At 60.5% G+C, this 11,716-nt stretch carries 11 protein-coding genes and 2 pseudogenes; 3 read left to right on the top strand and 10 right to left on the bottom strand.

Annotated features, from left to right (window positions below):
* Positions 1–15: 15 nt before the first annotated feature.
* A pseudogene (locus tag ACZCWR_RS08610) lies at positions 16–247 on the bottom strand (ATP-binding protein); the annotation flags it as partial.
* Positions 248–394: 147 nt separating this feature from the next.
* On the bottom strand, positions 395–925 hold the full coding sequence (locus ACZCWR_RS08605; protein WP_487300353.1) for a hypothetical protein: 531 nt from the start codon (positions 923–925) through the stop codon (positions 395–397).
* 99 nt (positions 926–1,024) lie between these two features.
* Between ACZCWR_RS08605 and ACZCWR_RS08600 the strand changes: the two genes are divergently transcribed.
* Positions 1,025–1,213, top strand: coding sequence for a YodC family protein (locus tag ACZCWR_RS08600; protein WP_487300352.1), 189 nt, complete (start codon positions 1,025–1,027; stop codon positions 1,211–1,213).
* A 126-nt stretch (positions 1,214–1,339) separates the two neighbouring features.
* On the opposite strand, the pseudogene ACZCWR_RS08595 reads toward ACZCWR_RS08600, so the two are convergent.
* Positions 1,340–1,507 (bottom strand): annotated as a pseudogene (locus ACZCWR_RS08595) (hypothetical protein); the annotation flags it as partial.
* Positions 1,508–2,184: 677 nt separating this feature from the next.
* Here ACZCWR_RS08595 and xth point away from each other — a divergent pair.
* Positions 2,185–2,967, top strand: coding sequence for an exodeoxyribonuclease III (xth, locus tag ACZCWR_RS08590; protein ID WP_487300351.1), 783 nt, complete (start codon positions 2,185–2,187; stop codon positions 2,965–2,967).
* Positions 2,968–2,985: 18 nt separating this feature from the next.
* On the opposite strand, the gene ntrC is transcribed toward xth, so the two are convergent.
* The 3 genes from ntrC to glnA form a co-directional block, all read right to left on the bottom strand.
* Entirely contained in the window at positions 2,986–4,482 is a 1,497-nt protein-coding gene (gene ntrC / locus ACZCWR_RS08585; RefSeq protein ID WP_487300350.1) for a nitrogen regulation protein NR(I), read from the bottom strand.
* A gap of 139 nt (positions 4,483–4,621) precedes the next feature.
* On the bottom strand, positions 4,622–5,776 hold the full coding sequence (gene glnL, locus ACZCWR_RS08580; RefSeq protein ID WP_487303287.1) for a nitrogen regulation protein NR(II): 1,155 nt from the start codon (positions 5,774–5,776) through the stop codon (positions 4,622–4,624).
* A 163-nt stretch (positions 5,777–5,939) separates the two neighbouring features.
* On the bottom strand, positions 5,940–7,355 hold the full coding sequence (glnA, locus tag ACZCWR_RS08575; RefSeq protein WP_487300349.1) for a type I glutamate--ammonia ligase: 1,416 nt from the start codon (positions 7,353–7,355) through the stop codon (positions 5,940–5,942).
* Between the two features lie 375 nt (positions 7,356–7,730).
* Here glnA and ACZCWR_RS08570 point away from each other — a divergent pair, with 375 nt between their 5' ends.
* Positions 7,731–8,195, top strand: a complete 465-nt coding sequence (locus ACZCWR_RS08570) for a rhodanese-like domain-containing protein (protein WP_487300348.1) — start codon at positions 7,731–7,733, stop codon at positions 8,193–8,195.
* Positions 8,196–8,201: 6 nt separating this feature from the next.
* Here ACZCWR_RS08570 and ACZCWR_RS08565 read toward each other — a convergent pair whose 3' ends face one another.
* The 4 genes from ACZCWR_RS08565 to ACZCWR_RS08550 form a co-directional block, all read right to left on the bottom strand.
* Positions 8,202–8,891 (bottom strand): copper homeostasis protein CutC, encoded by a 690-nt coding sequence (locus ACZCWR_RS08565; RefSeq protein ID WP_487300347.1) that lies wholly within the window; start codon positions 8,889–8,891, stop codon positions 8,202–8,204.
* Complete coding sequence (locus ACZCWR_RS08560) at positions 8,888–9,706, bottom strand: competence/damage-inducible protein A (RefSeq protein ID WP_487300346.1); 819 nt, start codon at positions 9,704–9,706, stop codon at positions 8,888–8,890. The genes ACZCWR_RS08565 and ACZCWR_RS08560 overlap by 4 nt, the downstream gene beginning before the upstream one ends.
* A gap of 12 nt (positions 9,707–9,718) precedes the next feature.
* Positions 9,719–10,576: an EI24 domain-containing protein gene (locus ACZCWR_RS08555; RefSeq protein WP_487300345.1), complete on the bottom strand. Its 858-nt coding sequence runs from the start codon at positions 10,574–10,576 to the stop codon at positions 9,719–9,721.
* A 72-nt stretch (positions 10,577–10,648) separates the two neighbouring features.
* A complete protein-coding gene (locus ACZCWR_RS08550; protein WP_487300344.1) occupies positions 10,649–11,668 on the bottom strand; it encodes a sterol desaturase family protein in 1,020 nt (339 codons plus the stop codon).
* Positions 11,669–11,716: the final 48 nt, after the last annotated feature.

The following is an 11,716-nucleotide window of genomic DNA, read 5'->3' as shown; positions in this document are numbered from 1 at the left end:
CGGGTGGATGTCGCCGGGCGCCTCGTCGACGGGCAGTCGTGAACCAGAAACGCGCGCTGGTGACGCGGCCGCTTGCATCCTCGATATTCTTCACGCCGATCTGGCCGCTACGCGCCTTCACGATCGCGCGGCAAATCGCCGGCCCCAATCCGATGCCCGGCTGCGCAGACTCCTTCTCGCCGCGCGTGAACTTGTCAAAGAGACGGCTTTGCGCGCTCGCCAGAACGCCCAGTCCTTCATCGTCGAGCAGATTGGCGAAGCAGTTTCTACGGACTTCGCTCTACGCGTGAATGAGCACATCAGGAACAAGCCAAGAAGGTCTGTCATTTATTATCTCTTCAATCGATTTAGCGGCGTGCCTGCTACAGACGAACTACTGCGCCGCCAATCGACTCTATTGCATCATTAGTTCTCGCAACATCGCGTCCCGAATCCGAACGTTATGCTCATAATGAAAATTCTCATCAAAGATCGATGCGTATTGCATTTCGACCTTCACGTCTTTGAAGGCCAGTATCGAACCCAACTCGCGTTGACAGGATAATGGTGCGATGTCGCCCAGGACCAGCAAAGGGTCTTCCTCGCCGACTCGCAAAACCGCCTGCTGATCGGGCCATCCAGTCCGGAAGCAGGTGGAGTTGAGCTTCATGTCCCTAATGAATTGTGGCCATATGCTTTCTCCAAGGCCGGAGTAGACTCGTCCATCAACGGCTATCGTCATGCTCTTAATTAACGCTGGTCCGAGACCTGCGTTTGACAGGAAAAGGCCAATCCGCTTTCCTGACTTATCGACGTGCGACATGACGATCGCATAAGGCCGGGCTGCAAGCTTGGCATTTTCGTTGGTCTCGTGAATTGACCATGCAGCGACGCAAAGAGATAAGCTCGATACGAGCAGTGCCGCTGCAGTTGATGTGAACTTCATAAGTTTCGCTAAATTCTGTGTCACACGTTGCGTAGTATAGGTTCCGGCGAAGTAACATGGTGTATAAATAGCATCCCAAAACAAAAGTGAGCAATATACATGTCTTCAAGCAATCAATTCAAAGTAGGTGATGTTGTCAGACTCAATTCTGGTGGGCCGTTGATGACCGTCACTACCCTGCCTGATGGCAATCACCGACATTCCTATTACTGCAAGTGGTTTGTCGATAGTGATGTAAGAGAAGCTAGCTTTGTCGGCGATGCGCTTAAAAAGATAAACGCAGGGTAAGCGTTGGTCGTCGTGTCCTTCGCGTTTTCCTCTGACGCATAGAGACTTACTTCACCAGTATTGCCGCGCCGCTCCGGCATGCCTCCGAACGACTTCCAACTATTTCCATACCGCAGCATCCGCGACTCAGCCGCTTGCCGCACTGATTGGCGTTTGGACGCGCGTTGTGTTGTCGTTGATGTCGGCGACGGGCGGTCCCACATAGCCACCTTCATCGCGACAGGCCCACGGACACGCGTTGCAGATTACCTGCCTAAGCGGTAACTGCACGCCCTCCACATCGAACGCGATAGCTAGCTCGAACCGATCAAGTCCAGCGACTCACGCGGTTTCTTGATTACGTAAAACACGTCGTCGAGAAGACCTCATTCGAATGCGCGAGAGGATTTCACATTACGAAACAAGCCACATTCGGATAGCGGATCAACATAGGCTTTCGAAATACCGAACAGTCAACCAATATCGGCGTACTGGCGGCACATCGCGATGACGATCCCGGCCGTGTTCGATGGGACGAGGCGCGGGCGCGGCAACTTGCCCTGCCCCCTCCCTTCGAACCCAATACCTGCACCGGATAGCGCAGGTAGGTAACGCCCTGCCAGATCATGTCGCTCGCAAGCTGAGTTGATCTACCGAGCAAGTCGTGCGACCCGAGCATGCGCAGTGAGTTGAGGGCAATTGATCAATCCAGGAACGACAGCATGGTCGTGAGACCCAAGCTTTGCAAGATCCGTGAGTCGATGTGCAACTTAACTCTCCGAGGCAACGGTCCAGCGCAGGGTGCGCACTGGTAGACTGCGGCTGGTAAAGTTCGGCGCATGCTCAAGGGGAATCACTGTGGAAAGCGTCGACGCACTGCTAGCGCCGTCCGACTCCGCCAAATGAACGTGGGTAGCCAGATGGGTAGCTGCACAGTATTTTTAGCGGCCCATCGACCGAAAACGGTTGCCCAGTAAGCTCTAGAAAATTAGATGAAAATCGCCACCTGGAACGTCAATTCCCTCAAAGTCCGTCAGCAGCACGTCATCGACTGGCTCACCCAAACGCAGGTCGATGTCCTGTGCCTGCAGGAACTCAAACTCCCCGACGAAAAATTCCCGCGCGCCGACCTCGAAGCCGCCGGTTACAAAAGCTGGTTCGCAGGACAGAAGACGTATAACGGCGTGGGCATCCTGGTGCGCGCCGCGTCGGATTTCGAAGTGGATGAGATCAACGTCATCCGCAATATCCCCGGCTTCGAGGATTTGCAGCAACGCGTGATCGCGGCGACGGTGAACGGCGTGCGCATCGTGTGCGCTTACTTCCCGAACGGGCAGGCGCCCGGCACCGAAAAGTTCGCCTACAAGATGCGCTGGCTCGATGCGTTGCGCGAGTATCTGCGCGAAGACATGGCGCGTCATCCGAAGCTCGCGCTGCTGGGCGATTACAACATCGCGCCCGAAGACCGCGACGTGCATGACCCGCAAGCATGGGTCGGCCAGAACCTCGTGTCACCCGAGGAACGCGCGCACTTCCAGCAACTCATTGCGCTAGGCCTGACCGATGCCTTCCGCAAGTTCGAGCAGCCCGAAAAAGTCTATACGTGGTGGGATTATCGAATGATGGCGTTTCGCCGCAACATGGGTCTGCGCATCGACCACATCTTGCTGTCGGCGGAACTGGCGGCGCTCTGCACGTCGTGCGAAGTGGACAAGGCGCCGCGCAAGCTGGAACAGCCGTCGGACCACGCACCCGTGATCGCGACGCTCGGTTGATCCGTCAAAGAAGCATCATCACGCGTCGATGTGCAATTCCTGAATCTTGCGCGTGATGGTGTTGCGGCCAATGCCCAGCCGCTCCGCTGCTTCGACCTTGCGCCCGCGCGTGAAGTCGAGCGCCTCGCGAATGACCGCGGCCTCGAAACGGCGCGCGAGTTCATCCATGACATCGGCGGAATTCTCGCGCAGCAAGCGCGCGACTTCCGTGCGCAGACCGTTCTCCCACACGCTCGCCGCCACGCCCGCAGGTGCGGCCAATGGCGCAGTCGCGATCGCCGCGCCGTTCTGCGCGACCGGGTTCCCGGCCACCGCGCCATCGGTCGAAACGGCAAGGCTTTCGGCCGTCGCGTAGTCCTGACGCGGCGTGAGGTCGGGCGGCAAATCCTTTTGCTCGATGACCTGTGCCGGCGCCATCACCGTGAGCCAGTTGCACAGGTTTTCCAGTTGCCGCACATTGCCGGGAAACGGCAGCGACGCGAGATACGCCAACGCTTCGTCGGACACACGCTTAGGCTCGACGCCCAGATCGCGCGCGCTCTTTTGCAGGAAGTGACGCGCGAGCAACGGGATATCTTCGCTGCGCTCACGCAACGCGGGCAGCCGCAGCCGAATCACATTGAGACGGTGATACAAGTCCTCGCGAAACAGCCCTTGCCGCACGCGCGATTCCAAATTCTGATGCGTCGCCGCGATCACGCGCACATTCGCCTTGAGCGGATTGTGACCGCCCACGCGATAGAACTGCCCGTCCGACAGCACGCGCAATAAACGCGTCTGCAAGTCGAACGGCATGTCGCCGATTTCATCGAGAAACAGCGTGCCGTTCTCGGCCTGCTCGAAACGGCCCTGCCGCATGGCCTGCGCGCCGGTGAACGCGCCGCGCTCGTGACCGAATAGTTCGGATTCCAACAGATCCTTCGGAATCGCCGCCGTGTTCAGCGCGATGAACGGCCCGTTCGCGCGTGGGCTATGTCGGTGCAAGGCGCGCGCGACAAGCTCCTTTCCGGTGCCTGATTCGCCCGTGATGAGCACGGTCGCCGCCGAATGCGACAGCCGGCCGATGGCGCGAAACATGTCCTGCATCGCGGGCGCCTGTCCGAGCATCTCGGGCGTTTCCGTCACGCGTTCTTCATACGCCGCTTCGCCGCGCATGCTTTCATCGACGGCGCGGCGGATGAGTTCCACGGCTTTATCGACATCGAACGGCTTGGCGAGATATTCGAACGCGCCGCCCTGAAACGCGGCCACGGCGCTGTCGAGGTCCGAGAACGCCGTCATGATGATGACCGGCAAGCCCGGCAGCCGGTCGCGCACGGTCTGCAACAGCTCCAGCCCCGAGCCGCCCGGCATGCGGATGTCCGACACCAGAACCTGCGGGCTTTCGTGTTCGAGCGCGGCGAGCGCATCGCGCACGCCGGAGAAACTGCGCGTGCTGAAGTTCTCTCGTGCAAGGGCCTTTTCCAGCACCCATCGGATGGATTGGTCGTCGTCTACTATCCAGATCGGCTTCATATCGTTCGGCGAGAAGTCTTCGTGTGGTTCGGTGTGAGCCCGTCGAAACGGTCAGGCGTCAAAGCGTGATTCGGAATATCGGCCAGTCTGACGGCGGCCTGTGACGTTCCTCGTAGTGTCGTCAGCAGTCAGGTTCAGTTCACTTCTCCGTGTAGCTCTCGAATGGCAGGAGGATCGCGAATTCGGTGCAGCCAGGGCGGCTTTCCACTTCGATCAGGCCATCGTGCTGATGCACGAAGGATTGCGCGAGCGTGAGACCCAGACCGCTGCCGTCTTCACGGCCCGACACGAGCGGAAAAAAGATCCGGTCGCGAATTTCCCGAGGAATGCCGGGACCGTTGTCAGTGATATGCAAGTCCAATGCCAGTTTGTGCAGTCGTTTGCCGATCGTCACCTTCCGCGCGATGCGCGTGCGCAGTTCGATCTTGGCATCGCCCTGCGAGATGCGTTCGCGGAGCGCCTCGGCCGCATTGCGCACGATGTTGAGCAGCGCCTGAATGAGTTGTTCCTTGTCGCCGCGCAGGTCGGGCACGCTCACGTCGTAATCGCGTTCGATATGCAGGCCGCGCGGAAACTCCGCGAGAATCACGGCGCGCACACGCTCGCAGACTTCGTGGATATTCACATCGCCCACGATATGCGGATGCCGGTGCGGCTCCAGCAACCGGTCCACCAGCGTTTGCAGACGGTCGGACTCCTTGATGATGACCTGCGTGTATTCGCGCAATTCGTCGCGTTCACGCTCGCCCAGTTCGAATTCGAGCAACTGCGCCGCGCCGCGAATGCCGCCCAGCGGATTCTTGATTTCGTGCGCGAGATTGCGGATCAACTGCTTGTTCACGGCCGTGAGATCGTGGATGCGCTCCTCGCGGTCCGTGCGCAGATGGCGCTCGTTCTCGAACAGTTCGAGCAGCACGTAATCCGTCGCGGCTTCGAGATAGCCGACGATCGCGTGCACGTGAATGGCCTCGCGCCCCGGCCGGTCGAGCGTGGCGTCGAGCCGCGTCGCGTTGAAGCGATTCTCGGCAATCGATGCAATCGTCAAAGCGAGTTCGTCCGCGTTGGCGAAAAGCTCCGGCCAGTTCGTCTGCGAAAGCTGCTTGCGCGAACGCTCCAGCATCGATTCGGCCGAAGGGTTCGCATACGCGATCTTCAGATTGCGCATGTCCAGCACGAGCACGACCGTCGGCAGCGATTCATAGCCCGCAAGCAGTCCCGTGGCGGCAAGCTGCGTGTCGTCGGACAATGAATCGGCGTGGCCACGGCGCGCCTTGATGAGATTCTTTAGCACCATCGACAACCAATGAAGTCGTTCGGATACCGATCTTTTTATCGATTCAGGAATGCGCGGCGATTAAAAAAGGGACGGCGCGCCGTCCCTTTTTCTTGTTCACCGCATGGCATGCGCCGCGCGCTTCTTCAAACTGCCGTGATCGAAACGCGCGAACGTCATGCGATTACAGCGAGTAGTACATTTCGAACTCGACCGGATGCACCGCCTGACGATAACGCTGCAACTCCTGCGTCTTCAGTTCGATGTAAGCGTCGAGCATCGAGTCCGTGAACACACCGCCGATGGTCAGGAACTCGCGATCCGCGTCGAGCGCGTCGAGTGCCTGATCGAGGCCCGCGCACACGGTCGGGATCTTCGCGTCTTCTTCCGGCGGCAGGTCGTACAGATTCTTGTCCGCGGCTTCGCCCGGATGAATCTTGTTCTGCACGCCGTCGAGACCCGCCATCATCAGCGCGGAGAAGCACAGGTACGGATTCGCGAGCGGATCCGGGAAGCGCGTTTCGATACGGCGGCCCTTCGGGTTGCTCACGTGCGGAATACGGATCGATGCCGAACGGTTGCGAGCCGAGTAAGCCAGCTTCACCGGCGCTTCGAAGTGCGGCACGAGGCGCTTGTACGAGTTCGTGCCCGGATTCGTGATGGCGTTCAGCGCGCGTGCATGCTTGATGATGCCGCCGATGTAGAACAGCGCGAATTCCGACAGACCGGCGTAGCCGTTGCCCGCGAACAGGTTCTGACCGTCCTTCCAGATCGACTGGTGAACGTGCATGCCCGAGCCGTTGTCGCCCACGATCGGCTTCGGCATGAAGGTCGCCGTCTTGCCATAGGTGTGCGCCACGTTCTGAACGATGTACTTCGTCTGTTGCAGCCAGTCCGCGCGCTGAACCAGCGTCGAGAACTTCGTGCCGATTTCGTTCTGGCCTTGACCCGCCACTTCGTGGTGGTGAACTTCGACCGGAATGCCGATCTGTTCGAGCAACAGACACATTTCCGAGCGCATGTCCTGGAACGTGTCGATCGGCGCGACCGGGAAGTAGCCGCCCTTCGTGCCCGGACGGTGACCCGTGTTGCCGCCTTCGAATTCCTTCGCCGACGACCACGGCGCTTCTTCCGAGCCGATCTTCACGAAGCAGCCCGACTGATCCGTGCTCCACTGGACCGAATCGAAGATGAAGAATTCCGGCTCCGGACCGAAGTAGGCGGTGTCGCCCAGGCCCGAGCTTTTCAGATAGGCTTCCGCGCGGCGGGCGAGCGAACGCGGATCGCGCTCGTAGCCTTTGCCATCGGACGGTTCGACCACGTCGCAGGTCAGAACCAGCGTGGATTCTTCATAGAACGGGTCGATGAAGGCGGTATCCGGGTCCGGCACCAGCAGCATGTCCGACGCTTCGATGCCCTTCCAGCCGGCAATGGAGGAACCGTCGAAAGCGTGGCCGCTTTCAAACTTGTCTTCGTCAAATGCCGAGACCGGCACGGAAACGTGTTGTTCTTTGCCGCGCGTGTCGGTGAAACGGAAATCGACGAACTTGACGTCCTCGTCCTTGACGAGTTGCACGACGTCGGCCACGGTTTTACTCATTACCTATCTCCTGATTAACAAAAGTCGGCGAATTGCTTCGCCGCCTCGACCAATTCGACCAGCGTGACTAATCGAGGATCAAAAAGCAGCTTCCATGCCAAGCGCACCAACTTTGCGCTAAGCACTTGAAGCAGCGTGCGTTTTTTCCGTGATTCGACTTCAGTTGCAAGGTGGGTGAAAAACTGCCGGCCCGGGGACGCGCACTAATTCGGTGCGTGACCACTTGCATCAACCTGCTCGCGCACTGTTTTTGTGCGATGAATCGGTGTTGCACCATTGTCGCGCATTTCATCCGGTCGTGAACGGTGGCGGCAGGCGTCGCGAACCGCTCCGCTAGAATGAACTTTTGGCCCCGACCACGGAGACCCACGCGCCATGAGCACGCTCGAACAACTGTATCGCCAGGCGGCCAGCCGCGCCGCTGAAAACAATCTGACCTACGCGGGCGCCTTCACGCCCGCCGAGGGTTTGGAACTGCTGCAACTCGATCCAACCGTGCGTCTCGTCGATGTTCGCACACGCGCCGAACTCGACTGGGTAGGACGTCCGGCCATCGAAGGCGCGCAGTACGCGCACATCGAATGGATTCGTTACCCCGGCTCCGTGCCGAACGACGAGTTTATCCAACAATTACGACAGATCGCCACCCCGGATACGCCGGTCGTGTTTCTGTGCCGCAGCGCCGCGCGTTCGAAGCTCGCGGCGGTGGCGGCGCAGAAGGAAGGGTTTGCGAAGGCGTATGACCTGCTCGAAGGGTTCGAAGGCGACAAGGATGCCCAAGGGCATCGGAAGACGGCTTCGGGGTGGTGCTTTCGGGGCTTGCCTTGGGCGGGTGCCTGAACGCTGCTACGTGTCGAGCAAGGACCGCACGCGCCTGACGCGCGCTTCATCGACGGGCGCGAGGCCTTTGCCGTCCACGCGCACGCCTGAGCCGAAGTGAACGGCGCTCAGGCCGGTTGCCTCGACGAAAGGCGCGACGGCATCGACGGTGAAGCCTGCGCCTGCGAGCACGGTGCAGCGTCGGTCTGCCGAACGCTTGACCAGATCCGCGATCATCGGTTGTGCTTCGAGCACGGAAGGCTTGCCGCCGGATGTCAGCACATTGGTCACGGCATCGAAACGCTGCAAGGTGTCGAACGCTTCGACGAGATCGCGTGTCTCGTCGAAGGCGCGATGGAAGGTCAGCGGCAGACCATCGGCGGCGTCTATCACGCGTTCCAAAACATCGGTGTCGATGGTGGCATCCGCGTGCAACGCGCCGAAGACGATCGCGTTCGCGCCGGACGCCGCGATGGCGCGTGCATCGCGCAGAATCACGGCTAAGTCGTCGGCATCGTAGACGAACGAGCGGCTGTGCGGACGCAGGATCACGTTCACCGGAATGCTCACGGCATCCACGACGGCTTCGATCAGCCCGATGCTCGGCGTCAACCCGCCCTCGCCCATCGCCGTGACGAGTTCCAGCCGGTTCGCGCCGCCGCGTTCCGCCGTGCGCGCATCGGCCACCGTGGTAGCGATTACTTCAAGCAAAATCACGACGCTTCCTCCGGCGGCACTTCCACCACTTCGCCGCCCAGATCCAGCACGCCGGTACGCAGCACCTCGAACGCGTTATCGACCTTGGCCGGATCGCCCTTCACGCCCAGATCGATATGCGAGCGCGCGTAAAGCGCTCCACGCGCCGCATCGCCGACGCTCGGCAGGCTGAATGCGCGCACGCCTTCGAAGTCGTGCTCGATCTGCATCATCAGCGGCGTGATGCGCGATTCCGGCAAGCCGAACACGAGCAGCGAGCGCTCGGCGTGCGGCGTCGCGTGATGCAAATGCGCGTAGTGATTGTCGAGCACCCATTCGATCATCGGCCACGCCATGACCGGAAAGCCCGGCACGAAATGATGATCGCCGACGGAAAAGCCCGGAATCTTGTTGTAACTGTTCGGGATGATGCGCGCGCCCTGCGGAAACGTCCCCATGTTCAGCCGATGCAGATTCTCCGGCGTCTCCAGTTCCACCGGTTTGCCCGCCTGCTCCGCCGTTTCGCGGATACGCGCGCGAATCAGCTCCGCCGCTTCCGGGTGCAACTCCAGCGGCACGCCGAGCGCCTTGGCCGCGCACTGGCGCGTGTGATCGTCCGGCGTCGCGCCGATACCGCCCGTCGAGAACACGATATCGCCCGAGGCGAGCGTGCGCGTAAGCGTCGCGGTAATGCGCGCGGGATCGTCGCCGACATATTCCGCCCAGTCGAGCGACAGCCCGCGCGCGCCCAGCAATTCGATGATCTTCGGCAGATGTTTGTCCGTGCGACGGCCCGACAGAATTTCGTCGCCGATGATGATGACGCCAATGCCCATGATTGCCCCTTGTTATTTTTCCAGAGTGACGTCGCGGCCCTGCGCCGTGATCGCCGGAAACTGCGGCTCGTTCGCGCGCAGGCGTTCGAGCGCGTGCAGGCAATAGTGCGCGAACCACAGCGCGGAAAAGATGAGGATGAATGCATACGCCCAGATCGTCGCGGCAGCGACGACCGGGAACAACGGCAGCAGCCAGACGGACCACGCCCACAGCATGGTCGGCACCGAACTCAGCAAACCGCTCACGATGCCGATGCCCAAGAGCGGCCAGCGCGCCTCGCGCACGATCAGACGGCGTTCTTCGACGCTGGCATGCACGGCGAGCGCGTCGTAGGTCATCACGCGGTACGTGAGCCAGCCCCAAAGCAGCGGCGGGATCAGCGCGAAGAACGGCGGAATCAGCCACAGCGGCAAGGTCACGACCAGCAATACCAGACACACGAGCGTCGTGATGACGGAATGGCCGAGGCTGCCGTACCACGAGCCGCCATGCCGCGCTTCGAGACTGGCGTAATGGCCGCGCGGCTTGCGCGTGAGCAAACCGATGACGCCGGGCATCGATAAGGTCGCGATCAGCAAGAGCACGGTCACGACGATCAGCGGCACCGCCATGATCACGACCAGAAACGGCGCGATCACGGCATGCAATGCGGAAAAGCCCACTGCATCGAACAAACGATACATGGCGGCGGTGAGCGCCCAGCCGTCGAGCCAGTTGCGCGCCGCGCCCGTCAGCGTCTGCCAGAAAAACCAGAGCACCGCGCCCCAGGCGATAGTCGCCGCCGCGAACGGCATGAGCGTGAGCCACAACATGCGCGGATGAAAAACGTTCGCCACCGCGCGCACGAACGAGCGCAACAGATCATTCATGCGTGAATCGTCGAAAGAAGAGAAAACGACAGGATAAACCAGCGCCACGAGCGGGCGCCGGCAGAGAGAAAATCAGAGCGCAGCCGAACCGTCGGACGCGGACGAACCTGCGCGACGCGCCGTGAGCCGCGCGCGGATGCGTTTGAAGGCGAGCCAGTGCTGCTCGAAGAAGCCTTCGCCATAGAGGACCGGCGCCACGCCCGGCGCGCCGAGTTGATCGCGGATGCCGGTCGGCTCGACAGTGCGGTCGAACGACGCCGAACGAAAGAGAATGTCCCAGAACGAGAACAGCACGCCGAAATTGCAGCCGTAAGCCGTGCCTTCGTGCCCGAAGCCAATCGCATGATGCCGCCGGTGAAACGCCGGACTCACCACGATCCGGTCGAACAGCCAGCCGAAATGCAGCCGGATATTCGCGTGCTGCACGCTCTGCATGAGATTGGTGATGGCGACCAGCACCACGAACTGCGACGGCTCCACGCCGATCACCAGCGCCACGCTCGCGAAGAAGCTGGCTTGCAGAATGTCGTCGAGCAGGTGATTGCGGTCGTCGGACCAGAGCGACATTTTCTGCTGGCTGTGATGCACCGCGTGCAACTCCCACCAAATCCCGATGCGATGCTCCAGCCGGTGATACCAGTAACCCGCGAAGTCCAGCACGATCAGATAGATGACGAACGTGACGATCGGTTGCGTGGTCACACCTGGCCAGATATTGTCGATATCGAGGCTCGGCACGTTTTGAAGGCGCAGCCAGCTTTGCATCGAATCGAACAGCGGCTGGAAGGTGAAGAAGAAAAACAGGTTCAGGATGCCGAGCTTGACGATCCACGTATAAAGCACGTCGATGCGCACGCCGCGCCGGTTTTCCCATTGTTCCGCCGGACGGAAGGCTTCGAGCGGACGCAGCACCGCGTACATGGCGAGCACTTCCATGACACCGACGATCACCCAATAGAGGGCATCGTAGGTGTCTTCGTCATAGTCCATCATGCCGGTCTTGAACAGGAACGGCTGGACCACGTCCACGTAGAGCAGCGTTTGCACTGCCGATACGAAGCTGTCGAGAGACGAAAGAATGGAATGAAACATGGTGCTCCGTCGTTCCTGAAACCTTAGCCCTTGCGTGACTACGTTTTC

Source organism: Caballeronia sp. A2-2, from assembly GCF_057612605.2.
Note: the sequence above shows the minus strand (reverse complement) of the source record. Positions and strands in the feature narration are given on the sequence as shown.